19 protein-coding genes are annotated in these 20,764 nt (G+C 69.6%); 12 read left to right on the top strand and 7 right to left on the bottom strand.

Annotated features, from left to right (window positions below; translation table 11 throughout):
- Positions 1 to 54 precede the first annotated feature (54 nt).
- The 5 genes from ACLARN_RS02730 to ACLARN_RS02710 all read right to left on the bottom strand — a co-directional run bounded on the left by ACLARN_RS02730 (position 55) and on the right by ACLARN_RS02710 (position 4,047).
- Entirely contained in the window at positions 55 to 897 is an 843-nt protein-coding gene (locus ACLARN_RS02730) for a hypothetical protein (protein WP_409489714.1), read from the bottom strand.
- 254 nt (positions 898 to 1,151) lie between these two features.
- Complete coding sequence (locus ACLARN_RS02725) at positions 1,152 to 2,399, bottom strand: hypothetical protein (RefSeq protein ID WP_409489713.1); 1,248 nt, start codon at positions 2,397 to 2,399, stop codon at positions 1,152 to 1,154.
- A 337-nt stretch (positions 2,400 to 2,736) separates the two neighbouring features.
- A complete protein-coding gene (locus ACLARN_RS02720; RefSeq protein ID WP_409489712.1) occupies positions 2,737 to 3,042 on the bottom strand; it encodes a hypothetical protein in 306 nt (101 codons plus the stop codon).
- A gap of 139 nt (positions 3,043 to 3,181) precedes the next feature.
- Complete coding sequence (locus ACLARN_RS02715; protein WP_409489711.1) at positions 3,182 to 3,457, bottom strand: chorismate mutase; 276 nt, start codon at positions 3,455 to 3,457, stop codon at positions 3,182 to 3,184.
- Between the two features lie 170 nt (positions 3,458 to 3,627).
- Positions 3,628 to 4,047, bottom strand: coding sequence for a DUF1707 domain-containing protein (locus tag ACLARN_RS02710; RefSeq protein ID WP_409489710.1), 420 nt, complete (start codon positions 4,045 to 4,047; stop codon positions 3,628 to 3,630).
- A 90-nt stretch (positions 4,048 to 4,137) separates the two neighbouring features.
- Between ACLARN_RS02710 and pcrA the strand changes: the two genes are divergently transcribed.
- Positions 4,138 to 6,546, top strand: coding sequence for a DNA helicase PcrA (gene pcrA, locus ACLARN_RS02705; RefSeq protein WP_409489709.1), 2,409 nt, complete (start codon positions 4,138 to 4,140; stop codon positions 6,544 to 6,546).
- A 660-nt stretch (positions 6,547 to 7,206) separates the two neighbouring features.
- Here pcrA and ACLARN_RS02700 read toward each other — a convergent pair.
- Complete coding sequence (locus ACLARN_RS02700; RefSeq protein ID WP_409489708.1) at positions 7,207 to 7,893, bottom strand: M23 family metallopeptidase; 687 nt, start codon at positions 7,891 to 7,893, stop codon at positions 7,207 to 7,209.
- A gap of 624 nt (positions 7,894 to 8,517) precedes the next feature.
- Here ACLARN_RS02700 and ACLARN_RS02695 point away from each other — a divergent pair.
- The 9 genes from ACLARN_RS02695 to ACLARN_RS02655 all read left to right on the top strand — a co-directional run bounded on the left by ACLARN_RS02695 (position 8,518) and on the right by ACLARN_RS02655 (position 18,918).
- Complete coding sequence (locus tag ACLARN_RS02695; RefSeq protein ID WP_409489707.1) at positions 8,518 to 10,398, top strand: hypothetical protein; 1,881 nt, start codon at positions 8,518 to 8,520, stop codon at positions 10,396 to 10,398.
- Entirely contained in the window at positions 10,395 to 10,754 is a 360-nt protein-coding gene (locus ACLARN_RS02690; RefSeq protein WP_409489706.1) for a hypothetical protein, read from the top strand. The genes ACLARN_RS02695 and ACLARN_RS02690 overlap by 4 nt, the downstream gene beginning before the upstream one ends.
- 117 nt (positions 10,755 to 10,871) lie before the next feature.
- Positions 10,872 to 12,041 (top strand): ADP-forming succinate--CoA ligase subunit beta, encoded by a 1,170-nt coding sequence (gene sucC / locus ACLARN_RS02685; RefSeq protein WP_005165132.1) that lies wholly within the window; start codon positions 10,872 to 10,874, stop codon positions 12,039 to 12,041.
- Position 12,042: 1 nt separating this feature from the next.
- Positions 12,043 to 12,930, top strand: a complete 888-nt coding sequence (gene sucD, locus ACLARN_RS02680) for a succinate--CoA ligase subunit alpha (RefSeq protein ID WP_409489705.1) — start codon at positions 12,043 to 12,045, stop codon at positions 12,928 to 12,930.
- 301 nt (positions 12,931 to 13,231) lie between these two features.
- A complete protein-coding gene (locus ACLARN_RS02675) occupies positions 13,232 to 14,056 on the top strand; it encodes a DUF5336 domain-containing protein (RefSeq protein ID WP_409489704.1) in 825 nt (274 codons plus the stop codon).
- Between the two features lie 143 nt (positions 14,057 to 14,199).
- Positions 14,200 to 15,660, top strand: a complete 1,461-nt coding sequence (locus ACLARN_RS02670) for a DUF6350 family protein (RefSeq protein WP_409489703.1) — start codon at positions 14,200 to 14,202, stop codon at positions 15,658 to 15,660.
- Between the two features lie 76 nt (positions 15,661 to 15,736).
- On the top strand, positions 15,737 to 16,354 hold the full coding sequence (gene purN, locus ACLARN_RS02665; protein ID WP_409489702.1) for a phosphoribosylglycinamide formyltransferase: 618 nt from the start codon (positions 15,737 to 15,739) through the stop codon (positions 16,352 to 16,354).
- Positions 16,351 to 17,913 (top strand): bifunctional phosphoribosylaminoimidazolecarboxamide formyltransferase/IMP cyclohydrolase, encoded by a 1,563-nt coding sequence (purH, locus tag ACLARN_RS02660; RefSeq protein ID WP_409489701.1) that lies wholly within the window; start codon positions 16,351 to 16,353, stop codon positions 17,911 to 17,913. Before purN ends, purH begins: the two co-directional genes overlap by 4 nt.
- Positions 17,914 to 18,162: 249 nt before the next feature.
- Positions 18,163 to 18,918: a hypothetical protein gene (locus ACLARN_RS02655; RefSeq protein WP_409489700.1), complete on the top strand. Its 756-nt coding sequence runs from the start codon at positions 18,163 to 18,165 to the stop codon at positions 18,916 to 18,918.
- Here the strand turns inward: ACLARN_RS02655 and ACLARN_RS02650 are convergent.
- Entirely contained in the window at positions 18,915 to 19,622 is a 708-nt protein-coding gene (locus tag ACLARN_RS02650) for an SRPBCC domain-containing protein (RefSeq protein ID WP_409489699.1), read from the bottom strand. The genes ACLARN_RS02655 and ACLARN_RS02650 overlap by 4 nt on opposite strands.
- A 180-nt stretch (positions 19,623 to 19,802) precedes the next feature.
- Here ACLARN_RS02650 and ACLARN_RS02645 point away from each other — a divergent pair, with 180 nt between their 5' ends.
- Positions 19,803 to 20,300 (top strand): pyridoxamine 5'-phosphate oxidase family protein, encoded by a 498-nt coding sequence (locus ACLARN_RS02645; RefSeq protein ID WP_409489698.1) that lies wholly within the window; start codon positions 19,803 to 19,805, stop codon positions 20,298 to 20,300.
- A gap of 11 nt (positions 20,301 to 20,311) precedes the next feature.
- Entirely contained in the window at positions 20,312 to 20,761 is a 450-nt protein-coding gene (locus ACLARN_RS02640) for a VOC family protein (protein WP_409489697.1), read from the top strand.
- Positions 20,762 to 20,764: the final 3 nt, after the last annotated feature.

The raw sequence follows: 20,764 nt of genomic DNA, 5'->3' as shown, positions 1-20,764 counted from the left end.
ACGCGGTACGCTCTGATCGCCCTGGGTAGAGGGCTGTTTCACGCCGGGTGTCCGTCACATGTGCTGCGCGGACAGCAGCCGGGCGTCGGTGATCAGACCCGTCGTCTCGTCGGCGAATTCCAGCACCTGCGTGACCCGGAGCAGGCCGCCGTCCGGATTGCGCATGGTCACCACGGTGAGGATCGTACCGTCGGCCTGCTCCCGGATGTCCTGGATCTGGATGGCGTCCATGGCACTCCACGCCTGCATCAGCCTGCCGGCTTCGGAGTCGGCCAGCACCGGCGTGAGCAGCGACATCGCGCCGTAGGGGTCGGCGTCGACGGTCTGGTAGAACTTCCGGACCGCGTCGATCTTGTCCTCGGCCGTGCTGATCGCGGCCGGTTTGGCGACCGGCTGCGAACTGGTGCTGCTGGACGCCGAACCGTGCGACGGAGCCGAACCCGAGCCGGTGCCCGAAGACGGATGGGCCGACGTGCTGGTGCCCGTCGGCGTCGGCGTCTCCTGCTTCTGCTGCGGCTCGGTGGCGTCCGGGACGGCGAGCCCGCCGAGCGCGGCGGCTCCGCTCATCACCTCGGGCGAGGCGGCGCCCGGCACCGGGTCCTGCCGCTGGGCTCCCGCGAGCACGCCCGCGGTGACGACGGCGCCCGCGACCAGCAGGCCGGCGGCGACCAGGCCTGCCAGCTTGGCCAGCCGGGCGGTGCGGCTTTCCGGCTCTTCTTCGGGCTCGGGCCGTGGTGACGGCTCTTCGCGGGTGCGGGTGGGAACGAACTTCTGCGGCTCACGGAAGACCTGCTCGAGGTACTCGCGGTCGACGCGGGTGTCGTTCAGGATCTCTTCCGGGATGACGTCCTCGACACGTACGGCGTCCTCACGCCGATTGCGCTGTCGATCAAGCACGAAATTCCTCGCTCTGGTCCGGGGCAGGCGCTGGGCCGTTCGGCCCGACGCCTTTGGTCCGCGCGGCCGTCTTTGAACGGTGCGGACCCTGCAGTCGTCAGGTAACCCTGTGAGACGGTCCGCGGCCAGGCTCTATCGCCGGAATGCCGTCGCCATACGACGAACGGCAGCTTAGGTCACCCACCCGGACCAGGGACAACCGCTCGCCGCACCGCACGTGCAGAGGAACAGGACACTTGCACGTGCGAGGACACCTACATGCCGTCGTCGACGATCTTGTCGTCCTCACCGAAGGTCAGCGTGCGCTGCTCCATGGTCTTCGTCCCGTCTTTGTGAGTGACCTCGACGGTGTTGACCGTGACGCCGCGGCGCTGGTCGATGCTGACCTTCTTCACCTCGAAGTAGGCGACGTCGGCGTAGCGCTCACGGAGGCCCTGCGCGCCTTCTTCGCGCAGGCCGCCGGAGGTGACGGAGGAGGCTTCGTGGGGGTCGGTGGTCACGGTGTTGAGGAAGACCTCGGTGTTGTCGCCCATCGCCTGCGCGTCCGGCTGCGACGCGTACCAGGGGGCCGTCGTGGTGGTGCGGTCGGCGGGCATGACCGGCGGCTTCTGCGGCCGGTCGCTCGACGACCGCGCGGGCTGCCCGCTCGTGACCGGTCCACCCGAGTCGGGCCGCGACCCGCTGGTGCCGGCGGTCTCGCTGTCTGAGGCGGTGCCCGAATTGGCGGAACTGCGGTCGTCCTGGGTGGAGGAGTCGGTCGCGGAACCGGACGGGTTGCCGGCCGCGCCGCCCTGCGGCGGGGTGGTCGGGTCGGCGACGACGCCTTCGTTGGTCAGTGGGCTGCCGCCGCGGTAGCCGGGCCAGCCGCCCTGACTCTGCTGCTCCGGGGCGGGTTTGCCGACCAGGAACGAACCGGCGAAGAGCAGGCCGACGACGACCAGCGCGGACGCGGCCGCGGCGAACCAGGCGGCCTTGCGCCAGGTCTTGGGCGGGGTCACCGAGGCGGGCACCGAACCGAGGTCGAAGGTGCTCAGACCGTCGACGGGCGGGGCCAGGTAGACACGGACGTCGTCGTCGTTGACCTCGGTCTCCACCGGTTCGGGGCGGCGGGGGGCGGGCGCGGTCAGTGTCACCTTCGTGCGCTGGGCGGCCTTCGCGCGCCGTTCTTCGGCGGAAGGCCGGACGGGTTCGGTGAACGAGACCTCGACGCGGGCCAGGCGTTCCACGGGTACCTCGCGAGCGGGCTGGGGGAGCGGCAGGCTGCCGCTCGATGGGGCGTAGCCGGGGCTCGGCGCCCTCCCGTTCCGCGGTGGCGGCAGGGGAAGGGAACCGGTGGAGGGTGGGGCGAACTCGCTGTGCGCGTGCTGCCCGTGCCCGGTCGGCCGCTGCCGCCTCGGCGGCACGGGCGGGGTCCAGCCCTCGCCGCCGCCTGCCCGGTGGCGGCCCGAGTGCGCGGCGCCGTCCCGTCCGGTACGTCCCTGGTGTTCCGCCCAGCCGTTCATGTCCGAGCGACCCCCTCGCGGGCCGGCCCTGACGGCGATGTGACACCGGTTAAGCCGAACGGAGCAGCGGTTTCACGGGATCCCTCGCTTGCAGACTCCCGGGCACTCTCGTGAGCAAATGCACGCGCATGCGACGGTGGACGCGCGGGGCTATTGCCCCCGCGCGTCATTCGGGCATCGCCCGACCCAGACGCAAGGGTCCTCACGGGAGCCACAGTAAAAGCTCGACACCCGCAAGTCTTCACCCACTCTGCAAGTTGCAGATGTTTCACTCGGTCGGGCGCGGCCGAACGGGCTTGGTGACGTAACGCAGTGCTATCCGGGCAGGTCAGGGCCTTCAGTTACCGCTGCGGTACTTCTGCTGGGTCGATTGCAGGGCCTTGGCGGCCGTGACTCCACTACCCGCTGCAAGCAAAATGGCGATGATGTCGAGCGTCGTTCCCCCACTAGTGAGCAACCAGGCGAACAGTGAGGCGGCAGTGGTACCCGCTGCGATCGGCCAACGCGACTTGACGTACTGGGCGATGGGCGTACCGCCCGCACGCTTACCCGCCGCATTGTTCAACATGGCGAGATACCCGAGATGGCCCAACGCGGCGAGCACGCCGGCGATCGCGATCACGACGGCGATGAGGTTAATCATGTGTCCAGTTTGCCTTGTCCCGAGCCGCCGTGGCTCGGGGAACACCCTGAGTTTCACCTCACGGCACGCGATCGTGACGCGGCCGCTTCGCGTTTAGCGGGCTAAACGCGATCCGGGCCGTGGGGCCTGGAGGCGTGGGTCAGCGGCCGAGCCTGCCCCGTCCCAGGTTCAGGAGAGCCATCGCCAGCTGCCGTCCCTCCGGCCCGAGTTCGCGGTAGCGCGCGAGCACGTCCATCTCGCGGTTGTAGACGATCTTGGTGCCGCCTGCCGCCATCCTGGCGGCGCCGATCGTCTTGGAGACCTCGACGCGGCGTTTGACCAGCCGCAGGATCTCGCCGTCGAGCCAGTCGATCTCCTTGCGGAGCTCACCGATCTCTTCGGCCGTGGCGATGGGTTCTTCGGCTGTGGTGTCCATCGGGACCTCTCTTCGGTCCGGATTCCCTGCTGGCCCCCGGAACAGCGTAAAGCCCCGGGGTCCGTGGACTCCGGGGCTTCGGGTGATGGCATTGAGGCACTATGCGATCACGGGAGCCGGAGTCCGGTTCCCGTAAAAAAATCGCATCGCGTGGTGCCGCATACCGATCATTATGCCACAGCGAAGTCGTCCTCCCGCTTGAAGCGGCGCCGCGCCCCACGGACGCGCGCGTGCACCAGGACGCTCATGGCCAGCCAGAACATCGGCATCGCCGGCCAGAAGAACGGCACATCCGAAACCGTCCAGCGGACGATCAGCAGCACCGAAAGCACCACGGCGACCGCCAGGTGGATCCGCACCGCCGGATGCCCGAAGGCGACAGGGCGCCGCTTCGGCGCGGGTTTCGGCAGATCCGAGGTGAGCGTGGCGAGTTCGTCCGTGTACCTGGTGGAATACACAGTGCTGAGCCGGTCTTCTACTTCTTCGAGAGTCAGACGACCTTCGCCGCCGGCGGCCTGGATGAGCGAGGCGACCCGCTCACGGTCGGTGTCGGCGGCCCTGAGCCGGGAGGGAATTCCGTTGGTGTCCATGGCATCCGATCCTCCGCCGCGAACACCGCCCGCGCGTCGGACGGCAGGCGACAACAGCGCCTACGCCCGGCGCTGTAGCGTGGACCGGCGATGAACACCCTCTTCGATCTCCCAGCGGACGGCCCGGCCAAGCCACGGCACGCGGACCTGCTCGACGACCTGAACCCGGCGCAGCGCGAGGCCGTGACCCACGCGGGCGCGCCGCTGCTGGTCGTCGCGGGCGCGGGTTCGGGCAAGACCAGGGTGCTGACCAGGCGGATCGCGTACCTGCTCGCCGAGCGGGACGTGCATCCCGGCCAGATCATGGCGATCACGTTCACCAACAAGGCGGCCGCGGAGATGCGGGAGCGGGTGAGCGACCTCGTCGGCCGCCGCGCCAACGCCATGTGGGTGTCGACGTTCCACTCCATGTGTGTGCGGATCCTGCGCCGTGAGGCCAAAACGCTGGAGATGTCGTCGAGTTTCTCCATCTACGACTCGGACGACACGAAGCGCCTCATCACGCTCGTCGCCCGTGATCTCGACATCGACCCGAAGCGGTACGCGCCGCGCACCCTCGCCGTGCACATCTCGAACCTCAAGAACGAACTGATCGACCCGGACACGGCGGTCGCCGACGCGGGCAACGATCTCGAACGCCGGGTCGCCGAGGTCTACGTCGAGTACCAGCGGCGGCTGAACCAGGCCAACGCGTTCGACTTCGACGACCTCATCATGCGGACGGTCGAACTCCTGCAGACCTTCCCGGACGTCGCCGAGTACTACCGGCGGCGGTTCCGGCACGTACTGGTCGACGAGTACCAGGACACGAACCACGCGCAGTACACGCTGATCCGCGAACTGGTCGGCACCGAGGCGAACGAGGCCGGGATCGACCCGGCCGAACTGTGCGTCGTGGGTGACGCGGACCAGTCGATCTACGCTTTCCGCGGCGCGACCATCCGCAACATCGAGGAATTCGAACGCGATTTCCCGAACGCGCGGACCGTGCTGCTGGAACAGAACTACCGCTCGACCCAGACGATCCTGTCGGCGGCGAACGCGGTCATCGCGCGCAACCCCAACAGGCGCGCGAAGCGGCTGTGGACCGATTCCGGCGACGGCGAGAAGATCGTCGGCTACGTCGCGGACAACGAGCACGACGAGGCGGCGTTCGTCGCGGGTGAGATCGACGCGCTGGCGGACAAGGGCGAAGCGGACTACTCCGACGTCGCGGTCTTCTACCGCACCAACAACCAGTCGCGTGTCTTCGAAGAGATCTTCATCCGCCTCGGCCTGCCCTACAAGGTCGTCGGCGGCGTGCGGTTCTACGAACGGCGCGAGGTCCGGGACATGCTGGCGTACCTGAGGGTGCTGGCGAACCCGGAAGACACGGTGAGCCTGCGTCGTGTCCTGAACGTCCCCAAACGCGGCATCGGCGACCGCGCCGAAGCGGTCATCGCGACGTACGCCGAGCGTGAGCGCATCTCGTTCGCGCAGGCGTTGCGCGGCGCCGTCAACGGTGAGGTGCCGCTGCTGAACCCGCGTAGCGCCAAGGCGATCACCGGTTTCGTCGAGCTGCTGGACGAACTCGGCGAAATCGCCGAGAGCGGCGCCGAGGTCGCCGACATCCTCGAAGCGGTCCTGGAGCGCACGGGCTACCGCGCGGAACTCGAGGAGTCCGACGACCCGCAGGACGCCTCGCGGGTGGAGAACCTGACGGAACTCGTCACCGTCGCACGGGAATTCACCGAGTTCACCGCCGAGGTCGCCGGTCCGGACGGCGAACTGCCCGAGGCTGATCCCGGCGTGCCGGAGCCGGGTTCGCTGCCAGCGTTCCTGGAGCGGGTCTCGCTGGTGGCGGACGCGGACTCGATTCCCGCGGCCGACGGCGGCGATGACGGCGACGGGCACGACGCCGGTGTGGTCACGTTGATGACCGTCCACACCGCGAAGGGCCTCGAGTACCCCGTCGTCTTCTGCACCGGTTGGGAAGACGGGATCTTCCCGCATATGCGCGCGCTCGGTGACCCGACTGAACTGGCCGAGGAACGCCGTCTCGCCTATGTCGCGATCACGCGGGCAAGGAAACGGCTGTACGTCTCCCGTTCGATGGTGCGCTCCGCCTGGGGTCAGCCGCAGATGAACCCGGCTTCGCGGTTCCTCGACGAGCTTCCCGCCGAACTGGTCGATTGGCGCAGGCTCGCGCCGTCGTCGTCCTCCGGCGGTTTCGGTTCGTCGGGCGGTTCGCCGCGTGCCGCGACGACCTGGGGGAGCCGTGGCGGTGGCTCAGCGTCGCCGTCGAGGTCGACGGGTACGAGCCCGTTCGGCAAGGGCTGGAAGGACACCGTCGCGCTCAAGCTCGACGTCGGCGACAGGGTCAGCCACGACAAGTACGGGCTCGGGACCGTCCTCGCCTGCGACGGAGCCGGACCGCGAGCCACCGCGACGATCGACTTCGGCGCCGCCGGCAAGGTCCGGCTGATGCTCATCGGCAGCGTGCCGATGGTCAAACTCTAGCCCTGACCTGCGGTTTCGCCACCGCATCCGAAAACTGTCGGACCCCTCCCGTATACCTGTGCCATCGAACACGAGTTCGATGCGCTGGGGTATGCTGGACAAGCCGGTGTCCCCCGACCAGGGAGGGGGCGCACGGTGTGGACGGGGTCTTGTTTGGGGTTCTCGCGGCTGGGGTACTCGACTACTTGCGGGGTGTTGAAGAAGGGGCGGGACCGGATCGGGGTCCGGAACCGCCGGAAGTGCTCAGGCTGGTCGCGGCCTGGCGCGCGTTACTGCGGGCGCACGAACCGGACGGGGTCGGACGGTGCGTCGTATGCGGGCACGCGCGGCAATGGCTGTTCGGGCCGCGGTCAGCCGGGTACCGAGATCCTTCTCGGGGAATTTTCGCCGGATGGCTGCCGACCAGACGGCGCCCGGCAGGGCTCTGCACGGTGTGGCAGGTCGCCGTGGGGTACTTCATCCGAAGGCCGCGCGACAGTGTCGTATGAGGCCTTTGAGGGCCCGGAAAACCGAACTCGCTCCACGGCGGTGGACCTACGACGCTCCCTTGTGCCCGAAACGGGGGGAGCGGAGGTTCTGAAGGCACGCCAGAGCGTCGTTGCCCGGCGTGCCCTTGCCTCGGGCGTGGTCACCGGTGTGGAGAGAGGAAAAGAGGCTCGATCAGCCGACGTTGACGCCGCGGGCGGAGAGCCACGGGCGCGGGTCGATCTTCTTCGTGCCGTTCTGCCACACCTCGAAGTGCAGGTGCGGGCCGGTGCTCTGGCCGCGGTTGCCGACTTCGGCGATCTCTTCGCCGCACTTGACCTTCTGGCCTTCGCGGACGGAGAACGAGTTCATGTGGCCGTAGACGTGGACCGTGCCGTCGGAGAGCTGGACCTTGACCCAGAGGCCGAAACCGCTGGCCGGGCCCGCTTCGATGACCGTGCCGTCGGAGGCCGCGACGATCGGCGTGCCGATCGGGGCCGCGATGTCGATGCCGAGGTGGCTCGTGCCCCACCGGGCACCGAAGCCCGAGGTGAAGCTGCCCTTGGTGGGCATGCAGGTCTTGGGGCGCTTGGCCTCTTCTTCGGCCTTGCGGGCCGCTTCGGCCTCACGCTTCACGCGGGCCTGGGTGATGCTGTTGCTGTCCGAGAGCTTCTGGGCCTCGGCCGAGCCGTTCGCCGACTGGCTGGTCGGCAGCAACTCGGGGGCGCCACCAGCGGCTCCGCCACCGAGGGCGAACGAGGCGCTCGCGTCCTGGGTGCTGGCCAGCGGGGTGACGGCGGCGTCGGAGGTTTCCGAAACGGACTTCAGGGTTTGCCCGGCGACGGCGGCCGCGAAGGCGCCGGCAGCGACGGCCGAGACCACGACACGGCCGCGGAGGGCCGAGGACGGGGGCGACAGTCGGTGCGAGCCCCGGACGCGAACGACCGCACCATCGAGTGCGTTCTCGAGCGCCGGGGAAGGAGCTTGGCCGCCGGGGGAGCGGTGTGAAGCCAAGACGGGGCCTTCCATGTTCGGGGAGTCGGATCAAGAGCCCGGGCGGGGGAACCCGGTGAACGACCTCGGGGGTGGTTCGTTCGATGCTCTCATTCGTGATCTGACTGTAATGGGGACCTGGGGACAGTAACGAAGCGGCACCCCCGTCAGCAAGATTTGGTCGCGCCCTCGGCCGATCGGGCGACGGCGATCTGGCCGTTATCCAGTGAAGATTACCCAAAGTTAGTGGAGGTTTACTCGTAACCTTGTGACTTGCGTTACAAGATCATGGGGCCATTCGGGGGTACCGGAGGGCCGGGAAGGAGGCAAACGAGGGAAATAACCGGTTGCCCGGTGATGTTGAAGGAGGTTTACCCACTCTCGGTCTCCGTCCTCCGTCGAGGCCCTCCGTGAGCACCGCTGAGCGCCACTGAGTGCCGCTGAGCGCTGGTGGGACCCGCGACGCCCCTGCTGGCGGGCCCGCGTGAACCCGGCTTGCTAGCGTCGCCGTCGATGACTTCGCGCTCACGGCACCCCGGTGACGAATCCGCAGTGACTTCAGTACCCGCGGACTCCACCGGGCAGGCCGTCCCCGGGACCGCGTCCGCCGAACCACTCCGGAGCGAACCGGGCGCCCGCCCGCGAGCGCTCCTGCCCTCGGCGGGGCTGGTGTCGGCCGGTGCGGTCGCGCTGGCCGTCGGCGCGCTGATGCCCGCCGTCCGGGGCGGTTCGCCCGGTTTCGCCGCCGGGCCGTTGCTGGTCGTGCTGGCCTTGGCGCCCGCGGTGGCCGTGGTCTACGCGGTGGTGTCCGGACGTCCGGGGCTCACGGCCGGGCTGGTGCTCGGGCTGACCGCGCTCGCGCCCGGGCGGCTGCTGCTGGACCTGCAACTGCTCGCGGACGGATCCCTCGCGGCGCGTCCGGAACTGTTCCTCGCCGACCGTCTGCTCACGCTGCCTCCGGCCGGGCCTGGACTGTGGCCGCTGGTGGCGGGCCACCTCCTCACGCTCGCCGCCGGGGCGTTCGCCGCTGGGCCCGCCCGCGACGAGGCGGAACTGGCGGGCGAACTCGACGGACGGCGCCGCTGGCGGCTGCTCGGGCCCGTGCTCGGCGTGGCGGGAGGGATCGGCCTGCTGCTCGCACCGCTCGGTTCGGACAACGCGTACCTCCTGGCGAAGAACGCCTTCGAGGGACCGACGGTCGCGATGGCCGGATACCTGCTGCTCGCGGCCCTGCTTCCGCTGACCGTGCTCGTGGCGGTGAGTTCGCCCTCGGCAGCGGTCGGCAAGGGCGGGTTCGCCGGTGCCGGACTGGCGGCGCTCGCGGTCGGTGTGCCGCCGGTGGTCGCGGGGCTGGTCGTGGACCGGCTCTCGGTCGCGCCGGGTTCGGTGCTGGTGACCGTCGCGGGCCTGGCGCTGCTCGGGCTGGCCTTCACCCGGTTCGACGTCGAGAAAGTGGGCGAGACGGCGACCGGTGATCTGGCGGGCGAGGCCAGGCTGCCCGGGCTGTTCTGGTGGCGGTCGGCCACCGGTGGGCTGGCGCTGCTCGCCGCCGCGGCGGCGGTCGCGGGCGCGCTGACACCGGTGCTGAAGGCCAACGGTCCGACGCCCGTCCCGGAGACGCCGGCGCGCTGGCTGCTGCTCGGCGCCGCCGTCGTGCTCGCCGTGCCCGCGCTGTTCGTCTTCGTGCCGCGGCTCTCGCCGTTCGCCAGGGGAGTCGTCGCGGCCACGTGGGCGGGTGTGGTCCTCGCGGGCGCGGGCGTCCTGAGCGCGGCTTTGTCCGTGACCGAGGACAAGGCGGTCGACCCGGCGCTGTTCGGCGTCGACCTCCCGCTGCCGTTGCCGGACAAGGTCGGCTACTCGGCGGGCCCGGGCGTCACCTGGACGTTCCTCGCGCTCGCGCTGGCGGCCGTCGCCGCGCTCGCCGCGGTGATCACCGGGGTCGTGGAACGTGACGTCACCGACGACGCCGCGATGGACGCCGCGATGGACAGTGAGCTGGACGGCTCGCGGGCGAACGGCACCGTGCTCACCCCGGTCGCCGCCGCGGCGGTGCTGGCGATCGCCGCGTTCGGCACGCCGGTGTTCACCGCGCCCGGCTACACCGCACCGGGCTTGTGGTCGGACTTCGGCGCGGCGTCGTGGGGTCTGCTCGGCGCGCTCGCGGTCGTCCTCGGCCTGTACGCGCTCGTCGTGCGCTCACGCCCGATCGCGGCCGCGGCCGCCTTGGCCGGTGCCGCGCTGGTGCTCGGCCTGCGCGCGGCGGAACTGCCGCTCGTCGGGTCGGAGTACGACGGCGCGTCGGCGGGGATCGGGTTCTGGCTCGCGCTGGGCGCCGCCGTCGTGTCCCTCATCGCGGCCGGGATGGCCATCGCGGGCTCGCGGCGGTCCGGGTGACCCGTCGCCTCCTGCGTGTCGTGCTGGCCGAGTACGGCGTCGAGGAAGGTTCGGCGGTCGCGCTCGGAAGGCTGTTGCGTGACGACGGCGTCGAGGTCGTCTACGCCGGACGCCTCGACACTCTCGAACACTTGGTCCGGACGGCCGAACAGGAGGATCCGGACATCCTCGGCGTCGTACGGGGCGCGAGTGAGCCGGAAGGGCTCGCCGACGCGCTCCCGGACGTCCTTCTCTTCGCGGTCGGTAACGGCGCCACCGAGTTCGAAAACGCCTTCGAAAGCCTGGAAGAGGCGGCGAACTGGGTCTCCGGTGTGCGGTCTCACACCGTGGAAACACCGTCTGACCGCGTACGGTGACCGACTTCACCAGGTGCGGAGTCCCCTGCTTCTACGCAGGTCGCTAACCTCGACTGGTCCGACAGCGCGGTCCGGCAACGGACCACCACAGTGGCGTGTCGTCAGGAGACTGGAGTAGTGGACCTCTACGAATACCAGGCGAGGGATCTCTTCGCCGCCCACGGAGTACCGGTTCTGCCGGGTGCCGTGGCAAACACCCCCGAAGAAGCCAAGGCCACCGCCGAGAAGATCGGCAACCAGGTCGTCATCAAGGCGCAGGTCAAGACCGGCGGCCGCGGCAAGGCCGGCGGCGTCAAGCTGGCTCAGACGCCGGACGAGGCCGCGGAAAAGGCCGAGGCGATCCTCGGTCTCGACATCAAGGGTCACATCACGCGTCGCGTGCTGGTGGCCGAAGCCTCGGACATCGCCGAGGAGTACTACTTCTCCTTCCTGCTGGACCGTGCGAACCGCACCTTCCTCGCGATGGCTTCGGCCGAAGGTGGCGTGGAGATCGAGCAGCTGGCCGTCGAGCGTCCCGAAGCGCTCGCGAAGATCCCGGTCGACGCGATCATCGGTGTCGACAAGGCGAAGGCCGTCGAGATCCTGACCGCGGGCAAGTTCCCGGAGAACGTGGTCGACGAGGCCGCCGACGTCGTCGTGAAGCTCTGGGAGACCTTCGTCTCCGAGGACGCGACGCTGGTCGAGGTCAACCCGCTGGTCCGTGACCCGCAGGACAAGATCATCGCCCTCGACGGCAAGGTCACCCTCGACGAGAACGCCTCGTTCCGTCAGCCGGGCCACGAGGCCCTGGTCGACAAGGACGCGGAGAACCCGCTCGAGGCGAAGGCCAAGGCCAAGGACCTCAACTACGTCAAGCTCGACGGCGAGGTCGGCATCATCGGCAACGGCGCGGGCCTCGTGATGTCCACTTTGGACGTCGTGGCCTACGCGGGCGAGAAGCACGGCGGCGTCAAGCCCGCCAACTTCCTCGACATCGGCGGCGGCGCCTCGGCCGAGGTCATGGCGGCCGGGCTGGACGTCATCCTCAACGACACCGACGTGAAGAGCGTTTTCGTCAACGTCTTCGGCGGCATCACCGCTTGCGACGCGGTCGCGAACGGCATCGTCGAGGCGCTGAAGATCCTGGGCGACGAGGCCACCAAGCCGCTCGTCGTGCGGCTGGACGGCAACAACGTCGTCGAGGGTCGCCAGATCCTTGCCGACGCGAACCACCCGCTGGTCACCGTGGTGGACACAATGGACAACGCGGCCGACAAGGCCGCCGAGCTCGCCGCGGCAGGTGCGTGAGATGTCGATCTTCATCAACGAGAACAGCAAGGTCATCGTCCAGGGGCTCACCGGCTCCGAGGGCATGAAGCACGCGACCAAGATGCTGAAGTCCGGCACGAACATCGTGGGTGGCGTCAACGCCCGCAAGGCCGGCCAGACCGTCTCCATCGAGGGCAAGGAACTCACCGTGTTCGGCACGGTCGAGGAGGCCATCAAGGAGACCGGCGCCGACGTTTCGGTCATCTTCGTGCCGCCGAAGTTCGCCAAGGCCGCGGTCATCGAGGCGATCGACGCCGAGATCCCGCTCGCCGTGGTGATCACCGAGGGCATCCCGGTGCACGACTCGGCCTACTTCTGGGCACACGCGGTCGCGACGGGCAACAAGACCCGCATCATCGGGCCGAACTGCCCCGGCGTGATCAGCCCCGGCAAGTCGAACGCCGGCATCATCCCGGCCAACATCACCGGTGCCGGCCCGATCGGGCTGGTGTCGAAGTCCGGCACGCTGACCTACCAGATGATGTACGAGCTGCGTGACATCGGTTTCTCGACTGGTGTCGGCATCGGCGGCGACCCGATCATCGGCACCACGCACATCGACGCCCTCGAGGCGTTCGAGGCGGACCCCGAGACCAAGGTCATCGTGATGATCGGCGAGATCGGCGGCGACGCCGAAGAGCGTGCCGCGGCCTACATCAAGGACAACGTGACGAAGCCGGTCGTCGGCTACGTCGCGGGCTTCACCGCGCCCGAGGGCAAGACCATGGGCCACGCCGGCGCCATCGTCTCCGGCTCCTCCGGCACGGCCGCCGCCAAGAAGGAGGCCCTCGAGGCCGCCGGCGTCAAGGTCGGGAAGACCCCGAGCGAGACCGCCGTCCTGGCGCGCGAGCTGTACAACAGCCTCTGATCTTTCGGAGACTGAGCGCTTCCCCGGCGGGCCGGGCACCCACCCAGGTGCCCGGCCCGCCGTTTCGCGTTTAGCCCCCTAATCGCGATCCGGCGACCGGATCGCGATTAGGGGGCTAAACGCGAAACGGACGTCGCTGAGGGGTTCCGCGCGGAACCCGATGGGGTGTACAGACGTCTCAGAGCCCGAGGGGCGAGATGACCGCGTGCGTGCGCTAGCGTTCGAGCATCACAGCCGCCTCGTTTTGTCCCGGGGGTCCCGCGTGCCCCGGGTGCCGGTCCAACGACAGGAGAGCATTCGGATGTCCTATCCCAGCGGTGGGCCCGGCTACCCCCAGCAGGGTGGCGGGCAGCAACACCCCAACCCAGGATCGGGAGCCTTCCCGCAGCAGCAGGCGCCGTCGTCACCGGCGACTCCGCTGAACCTGGCGCTGCTGCTCGCGCTCGCCGTCACCGTCCTCGGCCTGGTGCAGTTCTTCGTCGGTTTCTCCGACGAGGCCGACGCCGCCAAGGAGGTCTCGGTCTTCCTCCTGGTCGGCGGTCTGCTCGCGGCACTGCACGCGTTGCCGCGCGGCCCGAAGGTGCTGCCGTTCGCCGCGCTGTTCAGCGTGCTCGGCGCGTTCGGCGCGCTCGACCTGATCATCGGCTACCCGACCGTCGACGGCGGCGAGGGCCGCCCGGAGGTCTCGGTCCCGGGCATCATCACCGTGGTGCTGATCCTCGGCATCCTGCAGATGCTGGTCGCGGTCGCCGCGCTGCTGTTCGAGCACGACGTCCTCAAGCTGCCCGTCGCGAAGCCCCAGCAGCAGGCGCCGCAGGCCCCCTACAGCCAGCAGTTCCCGCAGCAGGGCCCGCAGGGTCCGTTCGGCCAGCAGGGTCAGCAGGGTCCGGCCGCCACGCAGGTCCAGCCGTTCCCCGGCGCGGGCCAGCAGCAGGGGCAGCAGCAGGGTGAGCCGTCCGCCCCGTTCGCGCAGCCGGGCGGGTTCCAGCCGCCGGTCACGCAGCCGCCGGGCCAGCAGGCCACGACGTACGCGCCGCAGCAGGGCCAGTTCTTCCAGCAGCCGCCGTCCTCGGAGCAGGGCCAGAACCCGGGCACGCCGCCGGGTGGGTTCGACCGGCAAAGCTGACCTTTCGCACAAAAAAGCACCCACTGTGACTCTCCGTGTCACAGTGGGTGCTTTTCTTTTCCGGGTTACCCGACCGGGTGGGTTGGGCCACGCGCGTCACCCGGTGGCGGCGTGCCTCACCCGGACGGCCCAGTCCGGATGTCATGGTGCGGATCATGAAGCTGCTCACCCGCGACGAACGCCCGCCGGGCGAAGAGCCGGTGAGCGACCCCGTCCCCGAGCCGGAGGTGTCCAGGGCGAAGCGGGTTCGGGTGTTGCTCGCCGCGGCCTGCACGCCTTTGCTCTTCTCCTACACCGCTGTCGCGATGGTTCTCGCGGTGGTCGCGTTCGCCGCCGACCGTTCCCGGTTCTCCGCCGTGGGCGCCGTGCTCGCCGCCGGACCGGGCTGGCTCGCCGCGTGGCAGGTGGAACTCGAAATCGGCGGTCATCCGCTCGGCGTGCTGCCGCTGCTGCCGACGCTCGTCGTCGCGGGGCTCGCGGCGCGGACGGCCGCGCGCGCCGTGCGCCGGATCGGCGGCCGGACCCCGGCGGACGCCGTCCCGGTGGTGGCGGTGACAGCCGGCGCGCACGCGCTGTTCGGCGTGTTCATCGCCCTGCTGGCAGGCGGATCGCCGATCGGGGTGAACCCGCTGACCGCCTTCTGCGTACCGGGACTCATCGCCGGACTCGCCGCCGTCGCGGGCGTCGCCAAGCGCTGCGGACTTCCCGCCACGGTGCGGGACCGGTTCGACCCGGTGGCCGTCCATGGCCTGCGGGCGGGCGCGCTCGGTCTCGCCGCGATGGTCGCCTGTGGCGCGGTGGTGTTCACCGTCGCCACCGCGTTCTCCTGGTCCACTGTGGACAGTCTGTTCGAACCCGGCCTCGGCGCGAGCCTCGGCCTGTTCGTGCTTTCCGTGGCGTACCTGCCGAACGCGGTCGTCGCCGCGCTGTCCTTCACCACCGGTCCGGGTTTCTCGGTCGGTTCGCTGACCGTCGGCATGTTCGGCTACCAGGAAGGACAGTTGCCGGGCGTGCCGGTGCTGGCGGGGATCCCGTCGCACCACGCGGTCTGGTGGCCGGCGTTGCTGCTCCTGCCCGCGCTGACCGGCGCGCTCGTCGGCTGGAAGATCCGCGCGATCGACGAGGATCCGATGCCGCGGATGCGGGCGGTCGCCGTCGCGGGCGCGCTCGTCGCGTTCGGCTGCGTCATCCTCGGGACGCTTTCCGGCGGCAGGCTCGGCGACGGGCCGTTCGACCCGGTCAGCGTGCCGGTCGGGGTCGCGTCGGTGATCGCCTTCTGCTGGATCGTCATCCCCGGCGGGTTCGTCGCCTTCTTCGCCGGAGCGCACGAGCCGCCCGCGCCGCCGACAGAGCCCGAAGCCACCGTCGAGGTCGAGGTCGAGGAAGAAGTCTTCGAAGCTGAAGAAGAAGCCGTCGAGGCCGAAGAAGACGAAGCAGTGCCGGCCGACGACGATCTGGACGACGAGGCCGAAGCGGAACTCGCCCGCGAGCTGGGTGAAGATTCCGGCGAAACCCCGCCCGAAACCGAGCCCGAGCAGGACATCGCTGTGACCGAGTCCACCGACGGGTCCGGCGACGAAAGCGCGCCCGGCGGCGACCGTTAGGGTTGTCGCGACCAGGTGAAGCGCCGTACGCCCGAGTGCGTACCGCCGTGGCAAGGAGCCCGTTCTGGCTAGTCGGTTGGACCTGCCCACTCCGGTGAAGCTCGTCGTCCTCGCGTCCGGTTCCGGCACGCTGCTGCAAGCCGTGCTCGACGCGGTCGAAAAGCCGAACTTCCCGGCGAAGGTGGTCGCCGTCGGCGCCGACCGCACCGGGATCGAAGCGCTCACACGCGCCGAACGCGCCGACGTGCCGTCGTTCACCGTGCGGATGGCCGACCATCCGGACCGCGCGGCGTGGGACAAGGCGATCACCGAAGCCGTCGCCGCCTACCAGCCCGACCTGGTCGTCTCGGCGGGGTTCATGAAGATCCTCGGCGCCGAGTTCCTCGCGCGGTTCCCCGGCCGCGTGATCAACACGCATCCGGCGTTGCTGCCGTCGTTCCCCGGCGCGCACGCCGTGGCCGACGCGCTGGCGATGGCCGTCAAGATCACCGGGTCGACGGTGCATTTCGTCGACGCCGGAGTCGACACCGGGCCGATCATCGCGCAGGCGCCGGTGATCGTGGAATCCGATGACGACGAGCACGTCCTGCACGAGCGGATCAAGGCCGTGGAACGCAGGCTCCTGGTGGAAACGATCGAAAAACTCGGCCGGAGCGGGTGCGCGGTCGAGGGACGAAAGGTGAGGTTTTCGTGAGTACCGCACAGGGACAGCGTCCCGTCCGGCGCGCGCTGATCGGCGTCTCGGACAAGGCCGGCCTGCTCGAACTCGCCACCGGGCTGCACGCGGCGGGTGTCGAGATCGTGTCGACCGGCGGCACGGCGAAGGTCATCGCGAACGCCGGGGTGCCGGTGACGCCGGTCGAAGAGGTCACCGGGTTCCCCGAGTCCCTCGACGGCCGGGTCAAGACGCTGCACCCGCGCGTGCACGCGGGCCTGCTCGCCGACCGCGACCGCCCGGAGCACGTCGAGCAGCTCAGGCAGCTGGACATCGCGCCGTTCGACCTGCTCGTGGTCAACCTGTACCCGTTCACGCAGACCGTCGCTTCGGGCGCGAGCCCGGAGGATTGCGTCGAGAACATCGATATCGGCGGCCCGGCGATGGTGCGTGCCGCGGCGAAGAACCACGGCAGTGTCGCCGTCGTGGTCGACCCGTCCCGCTACGGGTGGGTGCTGGAGCGCGTCGCCACGGGCGGTTTCGAGCTGGCCGACCGCAAGCGGCTCGCCGCTCAGGCCTACGCGCACACCGCGGCGTACGACACCGCCGTCGCCTCGTGGTTCGCCAACGTCTACGCGCCCGCGGACGACTCCGGCTTCCCGGACTTCACCGGCGCTTCGTGGGAGCGCGGCGACGTGCTGCGCTACGGCGAGAACCCGCACCAGAAGGCCGCGCTGTACAAGCACTGGCGGCCGGGCCTCGCGCACGCGGAACAGCTGCACGGTAAGGCCATGTCGTACAACAACTACGTCGACACCGACGCCGCGCGCCGCGCCGCCTATGACTTCGACGCCCCGGCCGTCGCGATCATCAAGCACGCCAACCCGTGCGGGATCGCCGTCGGCGAGGACATCGCCGAGGCGCACCGGAAGGCGCACGCTTGCGACCCGGTTTCGGCCTACGGCGGGGTGATCGCGACCAACCGGCCGGTGAGTCGCGAGGCCGCCGAGCAGATCTCCGAGGTGTTCACCGAGGTCGTCCTGGCGCCGGACTTCGACGCCGAGGCGCTGGAGATCTTGCAGCGCAAGAAGAACGTGCGGCTGCTGAAGCTGCCCGCGATCACGTCGCCGGATCCGATCGAGTTCCGGCCGATCTCCGGCGGCATGCTGGTGCAGACCGTCGACACGATCGCCGCCGAGGGCGACGACCCGGCGAACTGGACCCTGGCGACCGGCGCGGCCGCCGACGACCGGACGCTGGCCGACCTCGAGTTCGCGTGGCGTTCGCTGCGCGCGGTGAAGTCGAACGCGATCCTGCTGGCGAACGACGGCGCGACCGTCGGTGTCGGCATGGGGCAGGTCAACCGAGTCGACTCCTCGCGGCTCGCGGTCTCGCGGGCGGGGGACCGGGCGAAGGGCGCCGTCGCCGCTTCGGACGCCTTCTTCCCGTTCCCGGACGGTCTCGAGGTCCTGCTGGAGGCCGGTGTCCGCGCCGTCGTCCAGCCGGGCGGCTCGATCCGCGACGCCGAGGTCATCGCCGCCGCCGAGGCCGCCGGGGTCACCCTGTACCTCACCGGCACGCGCCACTTCGCCCACTAGCACCGACTTGCGTTTAGCCCCCTAATCGCGATCCGGCCGGTCCCAGCGCCGACGTCGCCTTTAGCGGGCTAAACGCGATCCGGCGCCGACTTGCGTTCAGCCCCCTAATCGCGATCCGGGGGCGCCCGCGGACAGCACCGCGGGCGTTCCCGGTGCCCGGCCCCGGCCGCCGTGCCATGCTGGCCGCGTGTCGCCTTTAGCGGGCTAAACGCGACGCGTGAGCGTACGCGAGGATCGGTAGGAGGATCGGTGCATCAGCCGCCGCAGGGGTACGGCCAAGGTCCGGGTCAGGGCCCGCCACCTGGACCGGGATACGGACAGCAGCCGGGTTACGGTCCGCCCCAGCCCGGGGGGCCGGGGTACGGTCCCCCGCCCGGCTACGGGCAGCCGCCCAAGAAGAAAAAGACCGGGCTGATCGTCGGCCTGATCGTGGGTGGCGTCGTCCTGCTCGGCCTGGGCATCCCGGGCGGCATCTTCGCGTCGGAGTACTACTCGTCCGTCGGCAAGGCGCCGGTCTCCCAGCAGCCGCCCACCGAGTGCAAGGTCTCTCCGGAGACCCTGAACAAGACGGTCACCAGCAGCTTCCAGGGCGTCCGCGAGAACGAGATCAAAGCGGGCGACATCGTCACCAAGCAGTACGGCTGCTCCTGGGCGGCGCCGGAAGGTGACAACGTCCACGACCGCACCCTCCAGGTCATGGTCTACCGCCACGAGGGGCCGGACGCCGAGAAGCGCGCGGCCGAGTCCTCCGTCGGGTCGGCCGCGCCGTCCGAACGCCAGCAGCAGGTGCAGGGCATCGGGGAGAAGGCGGTTCTCGTTTCTCTGGACACCGACAGCGCCTTCAGCGGAGCCGAATTGCGCTTCACCCAGGGCGTGTACGTCGGCATCGTCACCTACAAGGGCTGGGACAAGGGGTTCTTCACGAACTCGCCGATCCCGCCCGCGGAGTCCGCCGAAGCGGCGAAGTCCGTCGGGGCCGAGCTCGCGAAGAACCTGCCCCGCTAGGCGTACAGGCCGTTCAGCCAAGCCGTCCACGCCTTCTCGGCCTTGTCCGCGTCGGCGTCTTCGGCGAACAGGTGGTGCCCGATGCCGACAGGCCAGCCCCAGACGTTCCGGCCGTAGAAGCGGTACAGCGCGTCTTCGGTCCGGACGCCGATGAAGGCCTGCGTCAGATAGTCGACGACGCCTTCGATAGTGCCGACGCCCGGCACCTCGAAGCGCACCTGGTCGCCCGCGACCGTCGCGCCGATCGCGGCCCGCACGACCTCGAACGCCTCCGGGGCCTTCGAGGCTTCGGGCGCGTCGGTCTTGAAGTACTTCACCTCACGCCGGTTGAAGTGCGTCAGGTACTCGCCGAACGAGTGGTAGTAGAACGCCGTGTGCCGCTCGCACGCGTCGTATTCGACGTCGTCGAGGACCGTGGTGTGTTCGTAGCGCAGGTAGGTCCCGCCGTCCTTCGGTTCGAGGACGTACTCGAGCGTGTTGAACCAGCCGTTCTCGTCTTCCGCGTAGGTGACGAAGCGCTGTGACGGCTTCCAGACGGTCACCATGCCGCCGTTCGGCGTGAGGCCGGACTCGGCGCCGCCGTCGCGCGGTTCGTACTGGATCGGCCAGAGCCAGCCGCCGCTGCCCGTCGTGATCGCGGCCCAGGTGTCGGCGGGCGTGGTGGGCAGGAAGCCCTCGAAACGGACCTCGGTTTCCTTCGTCATGACTGTCCTCTCTCGCGTGCCTTCACAGACGCGACGCCTGGCCAGGTGCCGTTTCGACAAACAGATCGCGTTTAGCCCGCTAAAGGCGAAGTGACGCGGGTCGCATTCTGGAGTGTCGAAGTGCCGGGGACAGCGGCGTCCCTGGGGTGTCCGTGAAGACAGCGACCCGAGGAGAGCGACATGCGGCAGAGCACGATCGACGAGATCCTGAACCGCCCGCACAGCCAGGAACTCCTGGCCCGTGACCTGGCCCGGCTGGCCTACACCGCGCTCGACGGCACGCCGCGGGCGATCCCGATCGGGATCCACTGGAACGGCGTGGAGATCGTCATGTGCACCGCGACGAACGCGCGGAAGCTGCCCGCCCTGCGCCGCAACCCCGCCGTCGCCTTGACGATCGACACCGAATCGCATCCGCCGAAGGTGCTGCTCATCCGCGGCACGGCCGAGCTGGACCTCGTCGACGGCATCCCCGACGAGTACCTGCAGTGGAACGGCAGCTACGAGATGACGCCCGAGCAGCGGGTCGAGTGGGAAAAGGAAGTGCGGTCGCTCTACGACGGCATGGTCCGCATCGTGGTGACCCCGACCTGGGTCAAGCTCATCGACTTCGAGACCACCCTGCCTTCCGCCGTCGAAGAACTCCTGCGTCAGCGGGCAGCGCGCCAGAGCGCCTGAAAGGACCTGTCATGAAACTGAAGAAGCTGGAACACGTCGGTGTCGTCGTCCACGATCTCGAAGCGGCCAAGGCGTTCTTCATCGCGCTCGGTCTCGAACTGGAAGGCGAGGCATCGCTCACCGGTGACACGGTCGACCGCCTCACCGGGTTGAAAGGGGTCCGGACGGATATCGCGGTGCTGCGGCCGCCGGACGGCCACGGAGGAGTGGAGCTGATCAAATACCGGACGCCGGAGAGGTGGGAAGGTGATTCGCGCGCGCCGATGAACACGCCCGGCATTCGCCACTTCGTGTTCTCGGTCGAGGACATCGAGGACGCCCTCGAACATTTGCGGCCGCACGGCGGCACACTCGTCGGCGAGTTGGTGCGATACGAGGACAGTTACCGGCTCTGCTACGTCCGCGGCCCGGAGGGGATCGTCGTCGAGCTGGCGGAAGAGCTCGTACGCCGGGAAGCGTAGGCG

The sequence above is a fragment of the Amycolatopsis sp. cmx-11-12 genome, from assembly GCF_046269425.1.
Lineage (GTDB): Bacteria > Actinomycetota > Actinomycetes > Mycobacteriales > Pseudonocardiaceae > Amycolatopsis.
Note: the sequence above shows the minus strand (reverse complement) of the source record. Positions and strands in the feature narration are given on the sequence as shown.